21 protein-coding genes are annotated in these 23,396 nt (G+C 53.0%); 9 read left to right on the top strand and 12 right to left on the bottom strand.

All coding sequences use genetic code 11. The features are described from left to right. Nucleotides 1-4 precede the first annotated feature (4 nt). From A9180_RS01055 to A9180_RS01020, 8 genes are all read left to right on the top strand, one after another. Nucleotides 5-946, top strand: coding sequence for an electron transfer flavoprotein subunit alpha/FixB family protein (locus A9180_RS01055; protein WP_064525308.1), 942 nt, complete (start codon nucleotides 5-7; stop codon nucleotides 944-946). A gap of 50 nt (nucleotides 947-996) precedes the next feature. Then, nucleotides 997-2,283 (top strand): FAD-dependent oxidoreductase, encoded by a 1,287-nt coding sequence (locus A9180_RS01050; RefSeq protein WP_064525305.1) that lies wholly within the window; start codon nucleotides 997-999, stop codon nucleotides 2,281-2,283. Beyond that, a complete protein-coding gene (fixX, locus tag A9180_RS01045; RefSeq protein WP_000203747.1) occupies nucleotides 2,280-2,567 on the top strand; it encodes a ferredoxin-like protein FixX in 288 nt (95 codons plus the stop codon). The genes A9180_RS01050 and fixX overlap by 4 nt, the downstream gene beginning before the upstream one ends. A 56-nt stretch (nucleotides 2,568-2,623) precedes the next feature. After that, nucleotides 2,624-3,955 (top strand): MFS transporter, encoded by a 1,332-nt coding sequence (locus tag A9180_RS01040; RefSeq protein ID WP_064525301.1) that lies wholly within the window; start codon nucleotides 2,624-2,626, stop codon nucleotides 3,953-3,955. A gap of 107 nt (nucleotides 3,956-4,062) precedes the next feature. After that, nucleotides 4,063-4,593: a glutathione-regulated potassium-efflux system oxidoreductase KefF gene (gene kefF / locus A9180_RS01035; RefSeq protein ID WP_064525298.1), complete on the top strand. Its 531-nt coding sequence runs from the start codon at nucleotides 4,063-4,065 to the stop codon at nucleotides 4,591-4,593. After that, nucleotides 4,586-6,430, top strand: coding sequence for a glutathione-regulated potassium-efflux system protein KefC (gene kefC / locus A9180_RS01030; RefSeq protein WP_064525290.1), 1,845 nt, complete (start codon nucleotides 4,586-4,588; stop codon nucleotides 6,428-6,430). Before kefF ends, kefC begins: the two co-directional genes overlap by 8 nt. A gap of 208 nt (nucleotides 6,431-6,638) precedes the next feature. Beyond that, nucleotides 6,639-7,118 carry a type 3 dihydrofolate reductase gene (gene folA, locus A9180_RS01025; protein WP_064525288.1) on the top strand — a complete coding sequence of 160 codons (480 nt, stop codon included), beginning with the start codon at nucleotides 6,639-6,641 and terminating at the stop codon, nucleotides 7,116-7,118. A gap of 20 nt (nucleotides 7,119-7,138) precedes the next feature. Further along, nucleotides 7,139-7,318, top strand: coding sequence for a type II toxin-antitoxin system CcdA family antitoxin (locus A9180_RS01020; RefSeq protein WP_000998543.1), 180 nt, complete (start codon nucleotides 7,139-7,141; stop codon nucleotides 7,316-7,318). A 98-nt stretch (nucleotides 7,319-7,416) separates the two neighbouring features. On the opposite strand, the gene A9180_RS01015 is transcribed toward A9180_RS01020, so the two are convergent. Genes A9180_RS01015 through lptD form a run of 8 tightly spaced genes read right to left on the bottom strand, consistent with a single transcriptional unit; the run spans nucleotide 7,417 to nucleotide 15,282 of the window. Then, nucleotides 7,417-7,884, bottom strand: a complete 468-nt coding sequence (locus A9180_RS01015; RefSeq protein WP_064525286.1) for a hypothetical protein — start codon at nucleotides 7,882-7,884, stop codon at nucleotides 7,417-7,419. 35 nt (nucleotides 7,885-7,919) lie between these two features. Further along, the gene (locus tag A9180_RS01010; protein WP_064525284.1) at nucleotides 7,920-8,519 is read right to left on the bottom strand and encodes a DUF4291 domain-containing protein; all 600 of its coding nucleotides are present in this window, start codon (nucleotides 8,517-8,519) and stop codon (nucleotides 7,920-7,922) included. Nucleotides 8,520-8,543: 24 nt separating this feature from the next. Further along, nucleotides 8,544-9,392, bottom strand: coding sequence for a bis(5'-nucleosyl)-tetraphosphatase (symmetrical) ApaH (apaH, locus tag A9180_RS01005; RefSeq protein ID WP_064525282.1), 849 nt, complete (start codon nucleotides 9,390-9,392; stop codon nucleotides 8,544-8,546). Nucleotides 9,393-9,398: 6 nt separating this feature from the next. Further along, nucleotides 9,399-9,776, bottom strand: coding sequence for a Co2+/Mg2+ efflux protein ApaG (gene apaG / locus A9180_RS01000; RefSeq protein WP_064525278.1), 378 nt, complete (start codon nucleotides 9,774-9,776; stop codon nucleotides 9,399-9,401). Between the two features lie 2 nt (nucleotides 9,777-9,778). Then, the gene (gene rsmA, locus A9180_RS00995) at nucleotides 9,779-10,600 is read right to left on the bottom strand and encodes a 16S rRNA (adenine(1518)-N(6)/adenine(1519)-N(6))-dimethyltransferase RsmA (RefSeq protein ID WP_064525275.1); all 822 of its coding nucleotides are present in this window, start codon (nucleotides 10,598-10,600) and stop codon (nucleotides 9,779-9,781) included. Further along, on the bottom strand, nucleotides 10,597-11,586 hold the full coding sequence (gene pdxA / locus A9180_RS00990; protein ID WP_064525272.1) for a 4-hydroxythreonine-4-phosphate dehydrogenase PdxA: 990 nt from the start codon (nucleotides 11,584-11,586) through the stop codon (nucleotides 10,597-10,599). Before pdxA ends, rsmA begins: the two co-directional genes overlap by 4 nt. Then, nucleotides 11,586-12,872 carry a peptidylprolyl isomerase SurA gene (gene surA / locus A9180_RS00985; protein WP_064525269.1) on the bottom strand — a complete coding sequence of 429 codons (1,287 nt, stop codon included), beginning with the start codon at nucleotides 12,870-12,872 and terminating at the stop codon, nucleotides 11,586-11,588. Before surA ends, pdxA begins: the two co-directional genes overlap by 1 nt. A 52-nt stretch (nucleotides 12,873-12,924) precedes the next feature. After that, nucleotides 12,925-15,282 carry an LPS assembly protein LptD gene (gene lptD, locus A9180_RS00980; protein WP_064525266.1) on the bottom strand — a complete coding sequence of 786 codons (2,358 nt, stop codon included), beginning with the start codon at nucleotides 15,280-15,282 and terminating at the stop codon, nucleotides 12,925-12,927. Nucleotides 15,283-15,536: 254 nt separating this feature from the next. On the opposite strand from lptD, the gene djlA reads away from it, so the two are divergent. Further along, nucleotides 15,537-16,352: a co-chaperone DjlA gene (gene djlA, locus A9180_RS00975; protein WP_064525264.1), complete on the top strand. Its 816-nt coding sequence runs from the start codon at nucleotides 15,537-15,539 to the stop codon at nucleotides 16,350-16,352. Nucleotides 16,353-16,468: 116 nt separating this feature from the next. Here the strand turns inward: djlA and rluA are convergent, their stop codons facing one another. The 4 genes from rluA to araD form a co-directional block, all read right to left on the bottom strand. Further along, nucleotides 16,469-17,128 (bottom strand): bifunctional tRNA pseudouridine(32) synthase/23S rRNA pseudouridine(746) synthase RluA, encoded by a 660-nt coding sequence (gene rluA, locus A9180_RS00970; RefSeq protein WP_064525260.1) that lies wholly within the window; start codon nucleotides 17,126-17,128, stop codon nucleotides 16,469-16,471. Nucleotides 17,129-17,139: 11 nt separating this feature from the next. After that, nucleotides 17,140-20,046, bottom strand: a complete 2,907-nt coding sequence (gene rapA, locus A9180_RS00965; RefSeq protein ID WP_064525256.1) for an RNA polymerase-associated protein RapA — start codon at nucleotides 20,044-20,046, stop codon at nucleotides 17,140-17,142. A gap of 164 nt (nucleotides 20,047-20,210) precedes the next feature. Next, complete coding sequence (gene polB, locus A9180_RS00960) at nucleotides 20,211-22,562, bottom strand: DNA polymerase II (protein ID WP_064525253.1); 2,352 nt, start codon at nucleotides 22,560-22,562, stop codon at nucleotides 20,211-20,213. A 74-nt stretch (nucleotides 22,563-22,636) separates the two neighbouring features. After that, nucleotides 22,637-23,332 (bottom strand): L-ribulose-5-phosphate 4-epimerase, encoded by a 696-nt coding sequence (gene araD / locus A9180_RS00955; RefSeq protein WP_064525250.1) that lies wholly within the window; start codon nucleotides 23,330-23,332, stop codon nucleotides 22,637-22,639. Between the last annotated feature and the right edge of the window lie 64 nt (nucleotides 23,333-23,396).

Here is a 23,396-nt window from a genome sequence, read left to right as displayed (position 1 = left end):
TGCTATGAACACGTTTTCTCAAGTCTGGGTATTCAGCGATACCCCTTTTCGTCTGCCGGAACTGATGAACGGTGCGCAGGCTTTAGCTAATCAAATCAATACTTTTGTCCTGAGTGATGCCGACGGCGCACTGGCAATCCAGCTCGGCGCTAATCATGTCTGGAAATTAAGCGGTAAGCCGGACGATCGGATGATCGAAGATTACGCAGGAGTGATGGCGGACACCATTCGCCAGAACGGCGCGGACGGCCTGGTGCTGCTACCGAACACTCGTCGTGGCAAATTACTGGCGGCGAAACTGGGTTATCGCCTTAAAGCGGCGGTTTCTAACGATGCCAGCACCGTCAGTGTGCAGGATGGTAAAGCGACGGTGAAACACATGGTTTACGGCGGTCTGGCGATTGGCGAAGAGCGGATTGCCACACCGTATGCGGTACTGACCATTAGTAGCGGCACGTTCGATGCGACTCAGCCGGATGCATCACGTACTGGCGAAACGCACACCGTTGAGTGGCAGGCTCCGGCGGTGGCGGTTACCCGCACGGCAACACAGGCGCGCCAGAGCAACAGTGTCGATCTCGACAAAGCCCGTCTGGTGGTCAGCGTCGGTCGCGGTATTGGCTGCAAAGAAAACATTGCGCTGGCAGAGCAACTTTGCCAGGCGATAGGCGCGGAGCTGGCCTGTTCTCGTCCGGTGGCGGAAAACGAAAAATGGATGGAGCACGAACGCTATGTCGGTATCTCCAACCTGATGTTGAAACCTGAACTGTACCTGGCGGTGGGGATCTCCGGGCAGATCCAGCACATGGTGGGCGCTAACGCGTCGCAAACCATTTTCGCCATCAATAAAGATAAAAATGCGCCGATCTTCCAGTACGCGGATTACGGCATTGTTGGCGACGCCGTGAAGATCCTTCCGGCGCTGACCGCAGCTTTAGCGCGTTGATCCACTCTGGCAGGGCTGTATTTCGGCCCTGCTGCTGACAGGGAGCTCTTATGTCCGAAGATATCTTTGACGCCATCATCGTCGGTGCTGGGCTTGCCGGTTCGGTTGCCGCACTGGTGCTCGCCCGCGAAGGGGCGCAAGTGTTAGTTATCGAGCGAGGCAATTCCGCAGGTGCCAAGAACGTTACTGGCGGGCGTCTCTATGCCCACAGTCTGGAACACATTATTCCTGGTTTCGCCGAAAGCGCGCCTGTTGAACGCCTGATCACTCATGAAAAACTCGCGTTTATGACAGAAAAGTCAGCGATGACCATGGACTACTGCAATGGCGACGAAACCTCACCATCCCAGCGTTCTTACTCTGTTTTGCGCAGTAAATTTGATTGCTGGCTGATGGAGCAGGCCGAAGAAGCGGGCGCGCAGTTAATTACCGGGATTCGCGTCGATAACCTCGTGCAGCGTGATGGCAAAGTTGTCGGCGTAGAAGCCGATGGCGATGTGATTGAAGCGAAAACGGTGATCCTTGCCGATGGGGTGAACTCCATCCTTGCCGAAAAGCTGGGGATGGCAAAACGCGTTAAACCGACGGATGTGGCGGTTGGCGTGAAGGAGTTGATTGAGTTACCGAAGTCAGTTATCGAAGACCGTTTTCAGTTGCAGGGTAATCAGGGCGCGGCTTGCCTGTTTGCGGGTTCTCCCACCGATGGCCTGATGGGCGGTGGCTTCCTTTATACCAATGAAAATACCCTGTCGCTGGGGCTGGTTTGTGGTCTGCATCATCTGCATGACGCGAAAAAATCGGTGCCGCAAATGCTGGAAGATTTCAAACAGCATCCGGCAGTTGCACCGCTGATCGCGGGCGGCAAGCTGGTGGAATATTCCGCTCATGTCGTGCCGGAAGCAGGCATCAACATGCTGCCGGAACTGGTCGGTGACGGCGTATTGATTGCCGGTGATGCCGCCGGAATGTGTATGAATCTCGGTTTTACCATTCGCGGTATGGATCTGGCGATTGCTGCCGGGGAAGCGGCAGCAAAAACCGTGCTTTCAGCGATGAAAAGCGACGATTTCAGTAAGCAGAAACTGGCGGAATATCGTCAGCATCTGGAGAGTGGCCCGCTGCGCGATATGCGCATGTACCAAAAACTACCGGCGTTCCTTGATAACCCACGCATGTTTAGCGGCTACCCGGAACTGGCGGTGGGCGTGGCGCGTGACCTGTTCACCATTGACGGCAGTGCGCCGGAACTGATGCGCAAGAAAATCCTCCGTCACGGCAAGAAAGTAGGTTTCATCAATCTGCTCAAGGATGGCATGAAAGGAGTGACCGTTTTATGACTTCTCCCGTCAATGTGGACGTCAAACTGGGCGTCAATAAATTCAATGTCGATGAAGAGCATCCGCACATTGTTGTGAAGGCCGATGCCGATAAACAGGTGCTGGAGCTGCTGGTGAAAGCGTGCCCCGCAGGTCTGTACAAGAAGCAGGATGACGGCAGTGTGCGCTTCGATTACGCCGGATGTCTGGAGTGCGGCACCTGTCGCATTCTGGGACTGGGGTCAGCGCTGGAGCAGTGGGAATACCCGCGCGGCACCTTTGGTGTGGAGTTTCGTTACGGCTGATGTTGGTTTGATAAGTAACGCCGTACTGACTCTCATTGCAAAAACAGGAATAACCCATGCAACCGTCCAGAAACTTTGACGATCTCAAATTCTCCTCTATTCACCGCCGCATTTTGCTGTGGGGAAGCGGTGGTCCGTTTCTGGATGGTTATGTACTGGTAATGATTGGCGTGGCGCTGGAGCAACTGACTCCGGCGCTGAAACTGGACGCTGACTGGATTGGCTTGCTGGGCGCGGGAACGCTCGCCGGGCTGTTCGTCGGCACATCGCTGTTTGGCTATATCTCCGATAAAGTCGGACGGCGCAAAATGTTTCTCATCGATATCATCGCCATTGGGGTGATTTCTGTAGCGACGATGTTTGTCTCATCCCCCGTCGAACTGCTGGTGATGCGGGTACTCATCGGCATTGTTATCGGTGCGGATTATCCCATCGCCACCTCAATGATCACCGAATTCTCCAGTACCCGTCAGCGGGCGTTTTCCATCAGCTTTATCGCCGCCATGTGGTATGTCGGCGCGACCTGCGCCGATCTGGTCGGTTACTGGCTGTATGATGTGGAAGGCGGCTGGCGCTGGATGCTGGGTAGCGCAGCGATCCCCTGTTTGTTGATTTTGATTGGTCGATTCGAACTGCCTGAATCTCCCCGCTGGTTGTTACGCAAAGGGCGAGTAAAAGAGTGCGAAGAGATGATGATCAAACTGTTTGGCGAACCGGTGGCTTTCGATGAAGAGCAGCCGCAGCAAACCCGTTTTCGCGATCTGTTCAATCGCCGCCATTTTCCTTTTGTTCTGTTTGTTGCCGCCATCTGGACTTGCCAGGTGATCCCGATGTTCGCCATCTACACCTTTGGCCCGCAAATCGTTGGTTTGTTGGGATTGGGGGTTGGCAAAAACGCGGCACTAGGGAATGTGGTGATTAGCCTGTTCTTTATGCTCGGCTGTATTCCACCGATGCTGTGGTTAAACACTGCCGGACGGCGTCCATTGTTGATTGGCAGCTTTGCCATGATGACGCTGGCGCTGGCGGTTTTGGGGCTGATCCCGGATATGGGGATCTGGCTGGTAGTGATGGCCTTTGCGGTGTATGCCTTTTTCTCTGGCGGGCCGGGTAATTTGCAGTGGCTCTATCCTAATGAACTCTTCCCGACGGATATCCGCGCCTCTGCCGTGGGCGTGATTATGTCCTTAAGTCGTATTGGCACCATTGTTTCGACCTGGGCACTGCCGATCTTTATCAATAATTACGGCATCAGTAACACGATGCTGATGGGCGCGGGTATCTCGCTATTTGGCCTGCTGATTTCTATAGCATTTGCCCCGGAAACGCGTGGGATGTCACTGGCGCAGACCAGCAATATGACGATTCGCAGGCAGCGAGCGGGGTAATTTATTCAGATTTCTCTCTTTTCTGAATCAATATTATTGACTATAAGCCGCGTGAATATGTGACTACACTTTGTGGGAAAACAAAGGCGTAATTGCGCAGGCTAACTATGATCTTAATAATTTATGCGCATCCGTATCCGCATCATTCCCATGCGAATAAACGGATGCTTGAACAGGCAAGGACGCTGGAAGGCGTCGAAATTCGCTCTCTTTATCAACTCTATCCTGACTTCAATATCGATATTGCCGCCGAGCAGGCGGCGCTGTCTCGCGCCGATCTGATTGTCTGGCAGCACCCGATGCAGTGGTACAGCATTCCACCGCTCCTCAAATTGTGGATCGATAAAGTTTTCTCGCATGGCTGGGCTTACGGTCACGGTGGCACGGCGCTGCATGGCAAACATTTGCTGTGGGCGGTGACGACCGGCGGTGGGGAAAGCCATTTTGAGATTGGCGCGCATCCAGGTTTTGATGTGCTGTCACAGCCGCTACAGGCGACGGCAATTTACTGCGGGCTGAACTGGCTACCACCGTTTGCCATGCACTGCACCTTTATTTGTGACGACGAAACCCTCGAAGGGCAGGCGCGCCACTATAAGCAACGTCTGCTGGAATGGCAGGAGGCACATCATGGATAGCCATACGCTGATTCAGGCGCTGATTTATCTCGGTTCGGCGGCGCTGATTGTACCCATTGCGGTACGCCTTGGGCTTGGCTCGGTACTTGGCTACCTGATTGCAGGCTGCATTATTGGCCCGTGGGGGCTGCGGCTGGTGACTGATGCCGAATCTATCCTCCACTTTGCCGAAATCGGCGTGGTGCTGATGCTGTTTATTATCGGCCTCGAACTCGATCCTCAAAGGTTGTGGAAGTTACGCGCGGCAGTGTTCGGTGGTGGCGCATTGCAGATGCTGATTTGCGGTGGCCTGCTGGGGCTGTTCTGCATGTTCCTCGGCATGCGCTGGCAGATAGCGGAACTGATTGGCATGACCCTGGCGCTCTCCTCAACAGCGATTGCCATGCAGGCGATGAATGAGCGCAACCTGACGGTAACACAGATGGGCCGCAGTGCCTTTGCGGTGCTGCTGTTCCAGGATATCGCCGCGATCCCGCTGGTGGCGATGATCCCGCTACTGGCGGCGAGCAGCGCCTCGACCACGCTGGGCGCATTTGCCCTGTCGGCATTAAAAGTGGTGGGCGCGCTGGTGCTGGTGGTATTGCTGGGGCGTTATGTCACGCGTCCGGCGCTGCGCTTTGTCGCGCGCTCTGGCTTGCGGGAAGTGTTCAGTGCCGTGGCATTATTCCTCGTGTTTGGCTTTGGTTTGCTGCTGGAAGAGGTCGGCCTGTCGATGGCGATGGGCGCGTTTCTGGCGGGCGTATTGCTGGCAAGCTCGGAATATCGTCATGCACTGGAAAGCGATATTGAACCGTTCAAGGGCTTGCTGCTGGGACTGTTTTTCATTGGCGTTGGCATGTCGATAGACTTTGGTACGCTGATTGAAAATCCGTTGCGTATTGTGATTCTTTTGCTCGGCTTCCTCATCATCAAAATCGCCATGTTGTGGCTGATTGCCCGACCGTTGCAGGTGCCGAATAAACAGCGTCGCTGGTTTGCAGTGTTGTTAGGGCAGGGCAGTGAGTTTGCCTTTGTGGTATTTGGTGCGGCGCAGATGGCGAATGTGCTGGAGCCGGAGTGGGCGAAATCACTGACTCTGGCGGTGGCGCTGTCGATGGCGGCAACACCGATTCTGCTGGTGATCCTCAATCGCCTTGAGCAATCTTCTACTGAAGAGGAGCGCGAAGCCGATGAGATCGACGAAGAACAGCCGCGGGTAATCATTGCCGGATTCGGGCGTTTTGGGCAGATCACCGGACGTTTACTGCTCTCCAGCGGGGTGAAAATGGTGGTACTCGATCACGACCCGGACCATATAGAAACCTTGCGTAAATTTGGCATGAAAGTGTTTTACGGCGATGCCACGCGGATGGATTTACTGGAATCTGCGGGTGCGGCGAAAGCGGAAGTGCTGATTAACGCCATTGACGATCCGCAAACTAACCTGCAACTGACCGAGATGGTGAAGGAGCATTTCCCGCATTTGCAGATTATTGCCCGCGCCCGCGATGTCGACCACTACATCCGTTTGCGCCAGGCTGGTGTTGAAAAGCCGGAGCGTGAAACCTTTGAAGGCGCGTTGAAAACCGGGCGCCTGGCGTTGGAAAGTTTAGGGCTGGGGCCATATGAAGCGCGAGAACGTGCGGATGTGTTCCGCCGCTTTAATATTCAGATGGTGGAAGAGATGGCGATGGGCGAAAACGACACCAAAGCCCGCGCGGCGGTTTATAAACGCACCAGCGCGATGTTGAGCGAAATCATCACTGAGGATCGCGAACATCTGTCATTAATTCAACGGCATGGCTGGCAGGGAACCGAAGAAGGGAAACATACCGGTAATATGGCGGATGAACCGTAAACTAAACCCTTATCCTAATAAAGAGTGACGTAAATCACGCTTTACAGCTAACTATTTGTTTTTATTTCATTGTAATGCGGCGAGTCCACGAACAGATTATGGACTCGCCAGCAAAATAAAAATTTTCCTCAACATCATCCTCTCGCCAGTCGACGAAGGTTTACGCTTTACGTATAGTGACGACAATTTTTTATATCGGGAAATTTCAATGATCAGTTTGATTGCGGCGCTAGCGGTAGATCGCGTTATCGGCATGGAAAACGCCATGCCCTGGAATCTGCCTGCCGATCTCGCCTGGTTTAAACGTAACACCTTAAATAAACCTGTGATTATGGGCCGCCATACCTGGGAATCCATCGGCCGCCCGCTACCTGGACGCAAGAATATTGTCATTAGCAGCCAGCCGGGGACGGACGATCGCGTAACGTGGGTGACGTCAGTTGATGAAGCCATCGCGGCATGCGGTGATGTTCCGGAAATTATGGTGATTGGTGGCGGTCGCGTTTATGAGCAGTTCCTGCCGAAAGCGCAAAAACTGTATCTGACGCATATCGACGCGGAAGTGGAAGGCGACACCCATTTCCCGGATTACGAGCCGGATGACTGGGAATCGGTATTCAGCGAATTCCACGACGCCGATGCGCAGAACTCTCATAGTTATTGCTTTGAGATTCTGGAGCGGCGGTAAGTTTTTGCCAGGACTACAAATTGAACGATAAGACGTTTGATTTTACCAGTGAGCGCGATTTTGTGAGTCGCGCTCATTGCGTAGGTCTAAACCCTCAAGCCACTCTACAGTGGAATGAAGTAAACGAGGATGCCATCTCGGCATTAAATGAACTTGCAGAAGAAACAGGATGTTTCTCTGATGAGTACCGGAAGTTTTAAGTTTTTAAACTCTGCTATTTCTGTAAAGAGGTCAGAATGTTGAGTATCTGCTAAATACTTACTTTTTGGTCTATCGTCTGGCGATGTATTTTGGATTGTTACAGATCATATCGTAGTTGAATAACATCAGCAAAGTGTTTTTTGAATAACCGAATCCAAGTTTGGTCATCAAAAACATCACCGATGATGTCAGGAATTTCAATTATTCGAAGATCATCAGGACTCGAAAGTAGCAGTTCAAGCAATTCTTTAGTGGGTAACTTCTGGGCGTAGGGAATAGTTTCTGGCGGATAAAGTTGCTTAAGTTGTTGCCAAATATCAATGAGTTGGGTCGTTTTACTTTCTGTTATCCATACATCGTCAGCCATCCTGGTTATGTTCATTATTGACTGCTGAGAGACAGAACAGAAGAAGCCGTAGTCGACTGCAACGCTGATGCAATCACATAGAAAAGCGATTCGCCTGCGATGCCAGGTCCGCTGCTCAGCAAATGGGGGTTCATCTGCTTCGTCAATCATTGCCAGAATAATTTCTCTGGTATTAAGCCCGCTGTTGATTTCTCGCACTTAGATATTTTCCGCTAAATAGGCGCGTATTTGTCTCAGGAATTTTTCATTCCCAAAGCCTTTCTCGCAGCTGCACTAACAGGGTAAATTTTTTCTGGCGGCAGGAAGGATTTCGCCTGTGTTGTTTTGCCGTTTATCAAAAGGTTATGACACTTTCGCACCAGCGGCGTCAGATCATCAATGGCAACAATCGCGTCTTCGTTAAATTGACTGATCAAGTTACGAGAAATACCAAGCTGTAATGATCGGTGCTCCAGTTTTTTACCATTTATGCTGCGTTCTGGATCCCACTGAACATACACATTTGCTTGTGCAAATAACGTTTCCCAAATTCCTGCATGTGGATAGACATGGGCTTCCGGCGTGGTTAGCACCGATTGTTCCAGCAATGTATCAAAGAAGGTGCGTTTGATTCGGATTGCGAGAATGCGTTGTTGATCTTTTTTCAGTCCCCAGTTGCTACGCTCCATCATCCACATAAAAGAGGGTTTAATCCAGGTCATGCGGTTGAATGAAAAAGGTGCGCCAAATCGCCCGTTACGTACGGCGACGTCAGCGATTGCATCATTGTAAGCCTGATAAACCGTGATGGTGTGCTGATTGTAATCAGCACATATTTCAAAATAGTCAGCCATTATTCCTCCCTGAATGGTAATTAGTTAAGACGCGACCGCCTCTCCCTCACCCAAATCCTTATGTCGGTTCGACGGCTGGACAAAATACTGCTTATCTTCCCAGCGCAGGCAGGTTAATGACCCACCCCAGCAGCAGCCGGTATCCAGCGCGTAAATACCTTCCGGCGTACCTTTGCCTTCCAGCGATGCCCAGTGACCAAAGGCGATGCTGTATTCTTCAGCGACAGGGCCAGGAATCGCAAACCACGGTTTCAGTGGGGCAGGGGCTTCTTCCGGCGACTCTTTGCTGTACATATCCAGTTGGCCGTTCGGAAAGCAAAAGCGCATACGGGTAAAGGCATTGGTGATAAAACGCAGTCGCGCCAGACCACGTAACTCTGGCGTCCAGTTATTCGGCATGTCGCCGTACATGGCGTCAAGGAAGAAAGGATAGGAGTCACTCGACAACACCGCTTCTACGTCGTGAGCACACTCTTTGGCAGTCTCTAAGTCCCACTGCGGCGTGATCCCCGCGTGGGTCATCACCAGTTTTTTTTCTTCATCGATTTGCAGCAAAGGCTGACGGCGCAGCCAGTTAAGCAGCTCATCGGCATCAGGCGCTTCCAGTAGCGCAGTCAGGCGATCTTTCGGTTTGTTGCGGCTGATTCCGGCGAATACCGCCAGAAGATGTAAATCGTGATTGCCCAGTACCAGACGCACGCTATCGCCTAAGGATTTCACGTAGCGCAGGACCTCCAGCGAACCAGGGCCGCGCGCGACCAGGTCACCCGTCAGCCAGAGGGTATCTTTCCCAGGGGTAAATTCTATTTTGTGTAGCAATGCTGCCAGTTCATCGTAACAGCCATGAACATCGCCAATAAGGTATGTCGCCATATTATTTTAATGAATGAGTATTGGAACGGAGAGTCGGAATACGGGAATATCGATGCGGAACGGAACGCCGTTTTCATCGATCATTTCGTAGTGACCCTGCATGGTGCCCAGCGGCGTTTCAATAATCGCACCGCTGGTGTACTGGTATTCTTCGCCAGGGGCGATATGCGGCTGGACGCCCACCACACCTTCGCCCTGGACTTCGGTTTCACGGCCATTGCCGTTGGTGATCAGCCAGTAACGTCCCAACAACTGCACTGGCGCTCGCCCCAGGTTGCGTATGGTTACAGTATAAGAAAAAACGTAACGTTCATTATCAGGTGAAGATTGCGCTTCAATGTAAACACTTTGAACCTGAATACACACTCGGGGCGAATTGATCATCGTTAACTCTCCTGCAAAGGCGCGTTCTCCGCCAGATAGTTCGCCATCTGGCAATATTGCGCGACAGAGATATTTTCCGCTCGCATCGCCGGGTCGATCCCCATTCCCGTTAACGCATCGACGCTAAACAAGTTGCCGAGGCTGTTACGAATGGTTTTACGACGCTGGTTAAAGGCTTCAGTGGTGATACGACTCAACACGCGAATATCTTTAACCGGATAAGGCATCGTCGTGTGCGGAACCAGACGTACGACGGCGGAATCCACTTTGGGTGGTGGTGTAAAGGCTGATGGCGGCACTTCCAGCACCGGGATCACGTTGCAATAGTATTGCGCCATGACGCTTAATCGACCATACGCCTTGCTGTTCGGTCCTGCAACCAGACGATTCACCACCTCTTTTTGCAACATGAAGTGCATGTCGGCAATGGCATCAGTATAGCTAAACAGATGGAACATCAACGGCGTGGAGATGTTATATGGCAGGTTGCCGAAAACACGCAGCGGCTGGCCCATTTTCTCTGCCAGTTCACCGAAGTTGAAGGTCATCGCATCCTGCTGATAAATAGTCAGTTTCGGGCCTAAGAACGGATGCGTTTGCAGGCGCGCTGCCAGGTCACGGTCAAGCTCGATGACTGTCAGCTGGTCCAGTCGTTCGCCAACCGGTTCGGTTAAAGCAGCCAGACCGGGGCCGATTTCGACCATTGCCTGGCCCTTTTGCGGGTTAATGGCAGAAACAATACTGTCGATCACGAACTGATCGTTGAGAAAGTTTTGCCCGAAGCGTTTACGGGCTAAATGGCCCTGGTGGACTCGATTATTCATTGGGTATTAACAATCATTTTGATGGCGAGATTAAGCGCCGTAATAAAACTGCCGACATCGGCTTTGCCACGTCCCGCCAGTTCAAGCGCGGTGCCGTGGTCCACTGATGTGCGAATAAAGGGCAGGCCCAGCGTAATGTTCACACCGCGCCCGAAGCCCTGGTATTTTAGCACGGGAAGACCCTGATCGTGGTACATCGCCAGCACAGCGTCGGCGTTGTCGAGATATTTCGGCTGAAACAGGGTATCGGCAGGCAACGGCCCGTTGAGTTTCATCCCTTGCGCCCGGAACTCGTCGAGAACGGGAATGATGGTGTCTATCTCTTCCGTACCCATATGACCGCCTTCGCCCGCGTGCGGATTCAGCCCACAGACCAGAATGCGCGGTTCGGCAATACCAAATTTGCTACGCAAATCGTGATGCAAAATAGCAATCACTTCGTGCAGAAGCTCAGGGGTGATGGCGTCAGCAATATCGCGCAGCGGTAAATGCGTTGTTGCCAGCGCCACGCGAAGTTCTTCGGTCGCCAGCATCATCACCACTTTTTTCGCCTGCGAGCGTTCTTCGAAAAACTCGGTATGACCGGTAAACGGGATGCCAGCGTCGTTAATGACGCCCTTATGCACAGGCCCGGTGATCAGCGCGGCAAATTCACCTTTCAGGCAACCGTCGCACGCGCGCGCCAGCGTCTCCACCACATAATGCCCATTCTGAACTGCTAATTGTCCCGCAGTGGCAGGTGCGCGTAGTGCAATAGGAAGTAGCGTCAGCGTTCCCGCAGATTGTGGTTGCGCAGGGGAGTCGGGGGAATAAGGGCGGAGGGTGAGCGGCAAACCGAGCATTGCTGCCCGGTCGGTAAGGAGAGAGGCATCGGCACAAACAACCAGTTCTACCGGCCACTCTCGTTGTGCAAGCTGGACAACTAAGTCCGGGCCAATCCCGGCGGGTTCGCCGGGAGTGATCACAACACGTTGGGGTTTAACCATTAGTTGCTCAAAATTTTCACATAAGCGCTGGCGCGTTGTTCCTGCATCCAGCTTGCTGCTTCTTCCGAGAACTTACGGTTCATCAGCATGCGGTATGCACGATCTTTTTGCGCCGCATCGGTTTTATCGACGTTACGGGTGTCCAGCAGTTCGATTAAATGCCAGCCGAATGAAGAGTGAACCGGTGCACTCATTTGACCTTTATTCATGCGGGTCAACGCATCACGGAAGGCTGGATCGAAAATATCTGGCGTAGCCCAACCGAGATCGCCGCCCTGATTTGCAGAGCCCGGATCCTGAGAGAACTCTTTCGCTGCCGCAGCAAATGTGGTTTTACCACTCTTGATATCTGCAGCAATTTGTTCCAGTTTCACGCGGGCCTGTTCGTCAGTCATGATCGGCGACGGCTTCAGCAGAATATGGCGAGCATGAACTTCGGTCACCGAGATATTTTTGCTTTCGCCACGCAGGTCGTTAACTTTCAGAATGTGGAAGCCAACGCCGGAACGAATTGGGCCAACAATGTCGCCTTTCTTCGCGGTGTTTAATGCCTGGGCGAAGATCCCCGGCAGCTCCTGAATGCGGCCCCAGCCCATTTGACCGCCGTTCAGCGCTTGCTGATCGGCAGAGTGAGCGATAGCCAGTTTGCCGAAGTCTGCACCGTTACGCGCCTGATCGACAATGGCGCGCGCCTGAGTTTCCGCCTCATTCACCTGTTCAGAAGACGGGTTTTCCGGCAGCGGGATCAGAATATGGCTTAAGTTCAGCTCAGTGCTGGCATCATTTTGATTACCAACTTGCTGCGCCAGAGCTTCAACTTCCTGTGGCAGGATAGTGATGCGACGACGCACTTCGTTGTTGCGCACTTCCGAGATAATCATCTCTTTGCGGATCTGATTACGATAGGTGTTGTAGTTCAGACCATCGTAAGCCAGACGGCTGCGCATCTGATCCAGCGTCATGTTGTTCTGTTTGGCAATGTTTGCAATCGCCTGATCAAGCTGCTCATCGGAGATTTTTACCCCCATTTTCTGCCCCATCTGCAGGAGGATTTGATCCATGATCAAACGCTCCATGATTTGGTGGCGCAGCGTAGCGTCATCAGGAAGTTGCTGCCTTGCCTGGGCAGCGTTCATTTTCACCGACTGCATTAATCCATCAACGTCGCTTTCCAGCACGACGCCGTTATTGACGACGGCTGCGACTTTATCGACTACCTGGGGGGCAGCGAAACTGGTATTCGCAATCATGGCGATACCGAGAAGCAGCGTTTTCCAGTTCTTCATACTTTTTCCATTTCAATTAACCGCACTGCGGATTACGTGGTAAATCAACAAATCACAAAGAGTTTTGATACGGCAGAATGTTCGAACGCAGCATCTCTTGCGTACCCAGACCGTAGTTGGAACTCAGGCCGCGAAGTTCGATGTTAAAGCCGATTGCGTTGTCATATATCGCATGTTGCTTATCGTTATCCCAACCGTTCAGCTTACGCTCATAACCGACGCGAATCGCATAGCAGCAGGAGCTGTATTGCACGCCTAACATTGAGTCGGCTTGCTTGTTCGCGTTGGTGTCGTAGTAGTACGCCCCGACAATCGACCAACGATCGGCGATTGGCCAGCTAGCGACTGCACCTACCTGCGAAATGCCATTCTTATACTGCTCGGCAGTCGAATAGTATTTAGGCAGCGTAGCCTGAATATATTCCGGGCTGGCGTAGCGGTAGTTCAGCTGCACCAGACGGTCTTCATCCCGACGGTATTCAATGCTGGTGTTACTGGTGGCTACGTTATCCAGACGAGTATCGTACTGAATGCCGCCACGCAATCCCCAGCGCTCGGAGATGCGCCAGTAGGTATCGCCTGCCCATACCAGTGAGCCCGTTTTGTCGTCATTCTCCCATGTTATGTTGTCATCGCCGGTGCGAGACTCCGTGAAATAGTAGATTTGACCAACGGAAATATTAAAACGTTCAACGGCTGCATCATCATATACGCGAGTTGTGATGCCGGTCGTCACCTGGTTCGCGGAAGCAATACGGTCAAGACCGCCATAAGTCCGGTCCCGGAACAGGCCCGAGTAGTCCGATTGCAGCAAGGAGGAGTCGTAGTTATAGATGTCGCTCTGATCGCGATACGGCACATACAGGTATTGCGCGCGCGGCTCCAGCGTCTGGGTGTAACCCGGCGCGAGCATTTCCATATCACGTTCGAAGACCATTTTGCCGTCAACTTTAAATTGCGGCATTACGCGGTTAACAGAATCTGCCAACTTATTGTTTTGTGGGTTGCTGTTATACCAGTCGAGATTGGTCTGCTGATAATGGGTAGCCAGCAGCTTCGCTTCGGTATTGATACTGCCCCAGGTGTTAGATAACGGCAGGTTAATCGTCGGCTCCAGATGAACACGGGTGGCCTCTGGCATATTGCTGTTTGTATTAACAAAATGCACTGCCTGACCATAAATTCGGGTATCAAACGGACCGAGATCGTTATGGTAGTAGTTGACGTCTAACTGCGGTTCAGCGGCATAGCTGTTGCCACTGGTATCATCAAAAACCTGGAATTGTTTAGTCGAAAGCGTGGCGTCAAAGTTCTGCACCGCATAGCCGACGCTGAATTTTTGCGTGGCGTAACCATCGGTACTGGAACCATATTTATTATCAAAATCGTTGAAATAGGTCGGGTCGCTGACTTTGGTGTAGTCGATGTTAAAGCGCCAAACCTGATCCATCACTCCGGAGTGTTGCCAGTAGAACAACCAACGGCGTGAATTGCTATCTTCCGGATGTTCATCTTCATAGACTTTATCCGAAGGCAGATAGTCCAGTTCCATCAAGCCTGCGCCAGCCTGGGTGAGATAACGGAATTCGTTTTCCCACATAATGTTGCCACGACGATGCATATAATGCGGCGTGATGGTGGCATCCATATTTGGCGCGATGTTCCAGTAATACGGCAGGTAGAACTCAAAGTAGTTGGTGGTGGTGTACTTAGCGTTCGGGATTAAGAAACCAGAACGGCGTTTGTCACCTACCGGCAACTGTAAATAGGGGCTGTAAAAGATCGGAACCGGACCCACTTTAAAACGAGCGTTCCAGATCTCTGCGACTTGTTCTTCGCGGTCATGAATAATTTCACTACCCACCACGCTCCAGGTATCAGAACCTGGCAGACAGGAGGTAAAAGTACCGTTATCCAGAATGGTGTAGCGGTTTTCGCCACGCTGTTTCATCAGGTCTGCTTTACCGCGCCCCTGACGCCCTACCATCTGATAATCACCTTCCCAGACGTTGGTGTCTTTGGTGTTCAGATTCGTCCAGCCTTTTGGCCCTTTGAGGATCACCTGGTTATCGTCGTAATGGACATTACCGAGCGCATCAACGGTACGTATCGGCTCCGGTTGTCCTGGCGCCTCTTTCTGATGAAGCTGTACTTCATCGGCCTGCAGACGGCTGTTACCCTGCATGATATCCACGTTGCCGCTAAATACGGCGTCATCGGGGTAGTTCCCCTTTGCATGGTCAGCATTAATCGTCACGGGTAAGTCATTGGTATCGCCCTGTACCAGAGGACGGTCATAGCTTGGCACGCCCAACATGCACTGTGAGGCGAGGTCGGCTGCCAGTCCCTGTTGACTATAAAGGGCGGTGGCAATCATGGTGGCCAGGAGAGTGGGGATACGTTTTTTCATACGTTGATTTTATTGTTCCATCATCGGTAACGTTGCGCGTGACAAACGGTCAGAGACTAACGTACTCGTCATCTCTACGCTAGTGTTAATCCTGTCCGAATAGCGTCAGTGGTGTTAGGCACGGCATTGAATGACAGGTATGATAATGCAAATTATAGGCGATGTCCCACAATTGACCGCAGCCGAAAAACGGTAAAAGCACCTTTATATTGTGGGAGATAGCCCTGATATCCGTGTGTCGATTTGGGGAATATATGCAGTATTGGGGAAAAATTATTGGCGTGGCCGTGGCCTTACTGATGGGCGGCGGCTTTTGGGGCGTAGTGTTAGGCCTGTTAATTGGCCATATGTTTGATAAAGCCCGTAGCCGCAAAATGGCGTGGTTCGCCAACCAGCGCGAGCGTCAGGCGCTGTTTTTTGCCACCACTTTTGAAGTGATGGGGCATTTAACCAAATCCAAAGGTCGCGTTACCGAGGCTGATATCCATGTCGCCACATTGCTCATGGATCGGATGAATTTACACGGCGCTTCCCGTACTGCGGCGCAAAATGCGTTCCGGGTGGGAAAATCAGACAATTACCCACTGCGCGAAAAGATGCGTCAGTTCCGCAGCGTCTGCTTCGGGCGTTTTGATTTAATTCGAATGTTTCTGGAGATCCAGATTCAGGCGGCATTTGCCGATGGTTCGTTGCATCCGAATGAACGGGCTGTGCTGTATGTGATTGCCGAAGAATTGGGGATCTCCCGCGCCCAGTTTGATCAGTTTCTGCGCATGATGCAGGGCGGCGCGCAGTTTGGCGGCGGTTATCAACAGCAGTCTGGCGGTGGTAACTGGCAGCAAGCGCAGCGTGGTCCAACTCTGGAAGATGCCTGTAATGTGCTGGGCGTGAAGCCAACGGATGAGGCGACCACCATTAAACGTGCCTATCGTAAGCTGATGAGCGAACACCATCCCGATAAGCTGGTGGCGAAAGGTTTGCCGCCAGAGATGATGGAGATGGCAAAGCAGAAAGCGCAGGAAATTCAGCAGGCGTATGAACTGATTAAGCAGCAGAAGGGATTTAAGTAAGATTTAAATTGTAGGCCTGATAAGACGCGCCCGCGTCGCATCAGGCAATTGGTGCACAATTGCCTGATGCAGCGTAAACGCCTTATCCGGCTTACCGAACTGCGCCTGCGTGACTATTAAAAATCCGCTGGCGCCTTAAACGTCATACTATTGCCATATGCCGGATGGGTAATCGTTAGCATCTCGGCATGCAGCAACAAACGCGGTGCCATTGCTCTTGCTTCTGGTGAAGCATAAAAACGATCGCCGAGAATCGGATGACCCAGCGCCAGCATATGTACACGTAGCTGATGCGAACGCCCGGTAATCGGCTTTAACACCACTCTTGCCGTGTTATCCGCCGCATACTCCACCACTTCATATTCCGTCTGCGCAGGCTTACCCGTTTCGTAACAGACTTTCTGTTTCGGGCGGTTTGGCCAGTCGCAAATCAGTGGCAGATCCACCAGACCTTCTTCAGGGGATGGATGCCCCCAGACGCGGGCCACATACTGCTTTTTCGGCTCGCGCTCGCGGAACTGGCGTTTTAATTCCCGTTCCGCGGCTTTGGTCAGCGCCACTACAATCACGCCGCTGGTGGCCATATCCAGACGATGCACCGATTCCGCCTGAGGATAATCACGCTGAATACGCGTCATCACGCTGTCTTTGTGCTCCTCCAGACGCCCCGGCACAGACAACAAACCACTCGGCTTGTTGACCACCATAATGTGATCATCCTGATACAGGATAACCAGCCAGGGATCCTGCGGCGGATTGTAGTTTTCCATCCCCATCATTGGCTCCGTTACTGATGCGTCACAACGATTAAACGCAGGGCATCCAGACGCCAGCCTGCCTGATCCAGGCTTTCCATCACCTGCTGACGGTTGCTTTCAATAGCGGTCAGTTCGTCGTCACGAATGTTCGGGTTCACTGCACGCAGTGCTTCCAGACGAGACAGCTCGGCAGACAGTTTTTCGTCGGCTTCGTTACGCGCTGCATCAATCAATGCACGGGCAGACTTCTCGATCTGCGCTTCACCCAACTGGAGGATGGCATGAACATCCTGCTGTACCGCGTTTACCAGCTTGCTGCCGGTGTGGCGGTTGACTGCGTTAAGCTGACGGTTAAAGGTTTCAAACTCGACCTGTGCCGCCAGGTTGTTGCCGTTTTTATCCAGCAGCATACGTACCGGCGTCGGCGGAAGGAAGCGGTTGAGCTGCAACTGCTTCGGCGCCTGGGCTTCAACCACGTAAATCAGCTCCACCAACAGCGTACCTACCGGCAACGCTTTGTTTTTCAACAGTGAAATCGTGCTGCTACCGGTATCGCCAGAGAGGATCAGATCCAGACCGTTGCGGATCAGTGGATGCTCCCAGGTAATAAACTGTGCATCTTCACGTGCCAGCGCCACTTCACGGTCGAAGGTGATGGTAATACCGTCTTCCGACAGGCCCGGGAAGTCCGGCACCAGCATATGATCGGACGGCGTCAGCACGATCATGTTGTCGCCGCGGTCGTCCTGATTGATACCGATAATATCGAACAGGTTCATAGCGAAGGCGATCAGGTTGGTATCGTCATCCTGCTCTTCAATGCTTTCTGCCAGTGCCTGGGCTTTTTCACCGCCGTTGGAGTGGATCTCCAGCAGGCGGTCACGGCCTTGTTCCAGCTGTGCTTTCAGGGCTTCATGCTGCTCGCGGCAGTTTTTGATCAGATCGTCAAAGCCTTCGATTTGATCCGGTGAAGCCAGGTAGTTAATCAGATCGTTGTACACGCTATCGTAAATAGTGCGTCCGGTCGGGCAGGTGTGCTCGAACGCATCCAGACCTTCGTGATACCAGCGCACCAGCACCGACTGAGCGGTTTTTTCCAGATAAGGCACATGGATCTGAATATCGTGCGCCTGACCGATACGATCCAGACGACCAATACGCTGCTCCAGCAGATCCGGGTTGAACGGCAGATCGAACATCACCATGTGGCTGGCGAACTGGAAGTTGCGGCCTTCAGAACCGATTTCCGAGCACAGCAGTACCTGCGCGCCGGTGTCTTCTTCGGCAAACCAGGCGGCAGCGCGGTCACGTTCGATAATCGACATGCCTTCGTGGAACACTGCGGCGCGGATACCTTCACGTTCACGCAGTACCTGCTCCAGTTGCAGCGCAGTGGCAGCTTTGGCGCAGATCACCAGCACTTTCTGCGAGCGATGGCTGGTCAGGTAGCCCATCAGCCATTCTACGCGCGGGTCGAAGTTCCACCAGGTAGCGTTATCGCCTTCAAATTCCTGATAAATACGCTCCGGGTAGAGCATATCGCGGGCGCGGTCTTCCGCACTTTTACGTGCGCCCATAATGCCGGAGACTTTAATAGCCGTCTGATACTGCGTCGGCAGTGGCAGCTTAATGGTGTGCAGCTCGCGTTTCGGGAAGCCTTTCACGCCGTTACGCGTGTTACGGAACAGTACGCGGCTGGTGCCGTGGCGATCCATCAGCATGGAAACCAGTTCCTGACGGGCGCTCTGGGCATCTTCACTGTCGCTGTTCGCTGCTTGCAACAGCGGCTCGATATCCTGCTCGCCGATCATCTCGCCGAGCATGTTCAGTTCGTCATTGCTCAGTTTGTTACCTGCCAGCAGCATGGCAACGGCGTCCGCAACCGGACGATAATTCTTCTGTTCTTCAACGAACTGCGCGAAATCGTGGAAACGGTTCGGGTCCAGCAGACGCAGACGGGCGAAGTGGCTTTCCATCCCCAGTTGTTCCGGGGTCGCGGTCAGCAGCAGAACGCCAGGCACATGCTCTGCCAGTTGTTCAATGGCCTGATATTCACGGCTTGGTGCATCTTCGCTCCACACCAGGTGATGCGCTTCATCGACAACCAGCAGGTCCCACTCGGCTTCACAGAGGTGTTCCAGACGCTGTTTGCTGCGACGGGCAAAATCCAGCGAGCAAATGACCAGCTGTTCGGTGTCGAACGGGTTGTAGGCATCGTGCTGGGCTTCGGCATAACGCTCATCATCAAACAGGGCAAAACGCAGGTTGAAGCGGCGCAGCATTTCAACCAGCCACTGATGCTGCAAAGTTTCTGGCACGATAATCAGCACACGTTCAGCAGCGCCAGAGAGCAGTTGCTGATGCAGGATCATCCCGGCTTCAATGGTTTTCCCTAAACCAACTTCGTCAGCCAGCAGGACACGCGGCGCATGACGGCGACCGACATCATGCGCGATGTTGAGCTGATGGGGGATCAGACTGGTACGCTGACCGCGCAGGCCGCTGTACGGCATACGGAACTGTTCGCTGGAATACTTACGTGCGCGATAACGCAGCGCAAAGCGATCCATACGGTCAATCTGCCCGGCAAACAGACGGTCCTGTGGTTTGCTGAACACCAGTTTGCTATCAAGGAAAACTTCACGCAGGGCCACGCCGGACTCTTCAGTATCCAGGCGAGTACCGATATAGGTCAGCAAGCCATTTTCTTCTTTTACTTCTTCGACTTGCATCTGCCAGCCGTCGTGGCTGGTAATGGTATCACCAGGGTTGAACATCACGCGGGTCACGGGGGAATCACTGCGTGCGTACAGACGGTTTTCACCAGTAGATGGGAAAAGCAGAGTGACAGTTCGCGCATCCACCGCGACAACGGTTCCAAGTCCCAATTCGCTTTCTGTATCGCTGATCCAGCGTTGACCAAGTGTAAAAGGCATATGTGTTCGGCTCTATATCTTTAATTGCAGGCAATAACCACCCGCTACCGTACTTATGCGGTAGTGGTGTTATTCAGGTCCAGGAATGGAAAGGGCGCTATGGTACTGGATGGCAAAGCATTCGTCACGCATCAAAATGGCATCTGGCGAACTCTTTTTTTTGCTCAAAATAGCCCAAGTTGCCCGGTCATTAGTGTAGCAAAATTATCCTCTGTAAAGGGGAGTATTCCTTCAGCCACTGGCTGAAGCTGGCGGGTCAGGTAGTGTTCATAATCCAGCGGTGAACGTTGATAGTCCAGCGGCTCCGGGCCGTTGGTGGTCCATACGTACTTTATGGTGCCGCGGTTCTGATATTGCAAGGGGCGACCGCGCTTTTTGTTTTCTTCATCGGCAAGACGGGCGGCGCGTACGTGAGGCGGCACATTTCGCTGATATTCACTCAGCGGACGACGTAGTCGTTTGCGGTAAACCAGTCGCGCATCCAGTTCGCCAGCCATCAGTTTATCGATGGTTTCACGGATATATTCCTGATACGGTTCATTACGGAAGATGCGCAGATAGAGTTCCTGCTGAAACTGCTGGGCCAGTGGCGTCCAGTCGGTGCGCACGGTTTCCAGCCCTTTAAACACCATCCGCTGTTTGTCGCCCTCCTGAATCAGCCCGGCATATCGCTTCTTGCTGCCGGTATCGGCTCCGCGAATGGTCGGCATCAGAAAACGACAGAAATGGGTTTCATACTCCAGTTCCAGTGCGCTGGTCAGCCGTTGTTTTTGCAGCGTTTCCGCCCACCATGCGTTAACGTGCTGCACCAGTGCACGACCGATTTTCGCCGCTTCCTCTTCGGAGTGTGCGCCTTTCAGCCAGACAAACGTTGAGTCGGTATCGCCGTAGATCACGTCGTAGCCCTGCGCTTCAATCAACGCTTTGGTTTGCCGCATGATCTGATGACCACGCATGGTGATCGACGACGCCAGGCGCGGATCGAAGAATCGACAGGCGGTGGTGCCAAGTACGCCATAAAAGGCATTCATAATGATTTTCAGCGCCTGCGACAGCGGCTTATTACCCTGACGTTTGGCTTCATCGCGCCCGTGCCAGATGTTAGTCACAATCTCCGGCAGGCAATGTTTCTCCCGCGAGAACCAGGCATCGAGAAATCCTTCGGTACTGTGCTCTGGATCGGGCTGCGCCATTCCTTCCACCAGCCCGACGGGATCAATCAGAAAGGTGCGGATGATCGACGGGTACAGGCTTTTGTAGTCCAGCACCAACACCGAATCATAAAGCCCTGGTCGTGAATCCATCACATAGCCTCCAGGGCTGGCGTGCGGCGGCACTTCGCCGAGATTGGGCGCGACATAACCAGCGCGGTGCATACGGGGAAAATAGAGATGACCAAACGCCGCCACCGAACCCCCGTGGCGGTCTACCGGCAGACCGTTCACCGTTGCTCGTTCGAGTAAAAACGGCATGATTTCAGTTTTATGGAAGATCTGCGTCACCAGTTCGCAATCTTTCAAATTATAAGTCGCCAGTGCGGGCTTATCTTCGGCGAAACGGCGGTCGATTTCGTCCATTCGATCCCACGGGTTATCAATCGATTTACCTTCGCCCAACAGTTCCTGGGCAACGGTTTCCAACGAGAACGAAGAGAAATTCCAGAATGCAGATTTCAGCGCCTCGATACCGTCGATAATTAGCCGACCTTTGGCCTGGGCAAAAAAGACGCCGTTTTTAAAGCCGTGCTCGCGCCACTCCAGCTCGCTGTTATCGCGCCCCAGACGCAACGGAATGCGGTAACGCTCGGCATGTTTTTGCAGCATCCGCAGATCAAACTGCACCACGTTCCAGCCGATGATCACATCGGGATCGTGATTTGCAAACCAGGCGTTGAGTTTTTCCAGCAGCTGCGGGCGGCTGGCGACGTATTCCAGCTCGAAATCGAGCGCGGAGGCGTCGCCATTCTCTGGCCCCAACATATAAACGATGCGCTGCCCGCAGCCTTCAAGGCCGATGCAATACAGCTCACCGTGGCGAGTGGTTTCAATATCAATAGAAACCCACTTGAGCGGCGGACGATAGCTGGGATTCGGTTTCAGACGGGCATTAACGATAGCGCCCTCACGTAAATCACCATCGACCCACACCGGAGAGGTGATAAAGCGCTCCATCAGATAGCGTTCTGGCGGACGCACATCAGCCTCGTAAACGGTAACGCCAGCTTCACGCAGGCGCTTTTCGTAATTCATCAACTGGCGATGGGCGCGACAGTAAAGGCCATACACTGGTTGGCGGTGAAAATCTTTTAATGCCAGAGGCGTCAGGCGAAAGCCTTGCTCACCGCGTAAAATTTGTTGAGCGCGGGGAACCTGATCAGCGGGAATAAACGCCACGGACTCTTGCGGCGCAAGCGTAACCTGCAACGGCCCGTTGTCCGTCGCTAACCAAAAGGAAACTTCAGTTCCCTGGGGGGTATCCCGCCAGTGTCGGGTTAAGATAAAACCTGCCTGCGCCACGCTGAAAATCCAATAAAAAACCAGGCTTGAGTATAGCCTGGTTTCGTTTGGCTGGCTGTGGTTTTATACAGTCATTACTGGCCGTAATAGGCTTTTGCGCCATGCTTACGCAGATAGTGTTTATCCAGCAAGGTTTGCTGCATGTCCGGCAACTGCGGGGCTAGCTGGCGGCAGAAAATCCCCATATAAGCGACTTCTTCCAGCACGATGGCGTTGTGCACTGCATCTTCGGCGTTTTTACCCCACGCAAATGGGCCGTGAGAATGGACCAGCACGCCGGGCATTTGCGCCGCGTCGATACCCTGTTTTTCGAAGGTTTCGACGATGACGTTACCAGTTTCCCACTCATATTCGCCGTTGATTTCTGCGTCGGTCATTTTGCGGGTGCAGGGAATGGTGCCGTAGAAATAGTCGGCGTGAGTGGTGCCGGTAGCCGGAATTGACTGACCTGCCTGCGCCCAGATGGTGGCGTGGCGGGAGTGGGTGTGAACAATGCCGCCAATCGAAGGAAATGCCTGATAGAGCAGCCGGTGAGTTGGCGTGTCGGAGGAGGGCTTTTTCGTACCTTCAACAACTTCACCGGTTTCGATGCTGACTACGACCATATCGTCGGCGGTCATGATGCTGTAATCGACGCCGGATGGTTTGATCACAAAGACGCCGTGCTCGCGATCAACGGCGCTGACGTTGCCCCAGGTCAGCGTGACCAGGTTGTGTTTTGGGAGCGCCAGATTGGCTTCTAAAACCTGACGTTTGAGATCTTCTAACATGTTAACTCCTTCGTGCCGGATGCGCTTTGCTTATCCGGCCTACAAATCAGCCTCCGGCTCGCAA

The sequence above is a fragment of the Escherichia sp. B1147 genome, from assembly GCF_001660175.1.
Lineage (GTDB): Bacteria > Pseudomonadota > Gammaproteobacteria > Enterobacterales > Enterobacteriaceae > Escherichia > Escherichia whittamii.
This window is presented reverse-complemented; position numbering and strand designations above follow the sequence as displayed.

Bases quoted from the DNA above. Each gene is read 5' to 3' on its own strand.
- A9180_RS01055 (WP_064525308.1), top strand. From the start codon at position 5: ATGAACACGTTTTCTCAAGTCTGGGTATTCAGCGATACCCCTTTTCGT.
- A9180_RS01050 (WP_064525305.1), top strand. From the start codon at position 997: ATGTCCGAAGATATCTTTGACGCCATCATCGTCGGTGCTGGGCTTGCC.
- fixX (WP_000203747.1), top strand. From the start codon at position 2,280: ATGACTTCTCCCGTCAATGTGGACGTCAAACTGGGCGTCAATAAATTC.
- A9180_RS01040 (WP_064525301.1), top strand. From the start codon at position 2,624: ATGCAACCGTCCAGAAACTTTGACGATCTCAAATTCTCCTCTATTCAC.
- kefF (WP_064525298.1), top strand. From the start codon at position 4,063: ATGATCTTAATAATTTATGCGCATCCGTATCCGCATCATTCCCATGCG.
- kefC (WP_064525290.1), top strand. From the start codon at position 4,586: ATGGATAGCCATACGCTGATTCAGGCGCTGATTTATCTCGGTTCGGCG.
- folA (WP_064525288.1), top strand. From the start codon at position 6,639: ATGATCAGTTTGATTGCGGCGCTAGCGGTAGATCGCGTTATCGGCATG.
- A9180_RS01010 (WP_064525284.1), bottom strand. From the start codon at position 8,519: ATGGCTGACTATTTTGAAATATGTGCTGATTACAATCAGCACACCATC.
- apaH (WP_064525282.1), bottom strand. From the start codon at position 9,392: ATGGCGACATACCTTATTGGCGATGTTCATGGCTGTTACGATGAACTG.
- apaG (WP_064525278.1), bottom strand. From the start codon at position 9,776: ATGATCAATTCGCCCCGAGTGTGTATTCAGGTTCAAAGTGTTTACATT.
- rsmA (WP_064525275.1), bottom strand. From the start codon at position 10,600: ATGAATAATCGAGTCCACCAGGGCCATTTAGCCCGTAAACGCTTCGGG.
- pdxA (WP_064525272.1), bottom strand. From the start codon at position 11,586: ATGGTTAAACCCCAACGTGTTGTGATCACTCCCGGCGAACCCGCCGGG.
- surA (WP_064525269.1), bottom strand. From the start codon at position 12,872: ATGAAGAACTGGAAAACGCTGCTTCTCGGTATCGCCATGATTGCGAAT.
- lptD (WP_064525266.1), bottom strand. From the start codon at position 15,282: ATGAAAAAACGTATCCCCACTCTCCTGGCCACCATGATTGCCACCGCC.
- djlA (WP_064525264.1), top strand. From the start codon at position 15,537: ATGCAGTATTGGGGAAAAATTATTGGCGTGGCCGTGGCCTTACTGATG.
- rluA (WP_064525260.1), bottom strand. From the start codon at position 17,128: ATGGGGATGGAAAACTACAATCCGCCGCAGGATCCCTGGCTGGTTATC.
- rapA (WP_064525256.1), bottom strand. From the start codon at position 20,046: ATGCCTTTTACACTTGGTCAACGCTGGATCAGCGATACAGAAAGCGAA.
- araD (WP_064525250.1), bottom strand. From the start codon at position 23,332: ATGTTAGAAGATCTCAAACGTCAGGTTTTAGAAGCCAATCTGGCGCTC.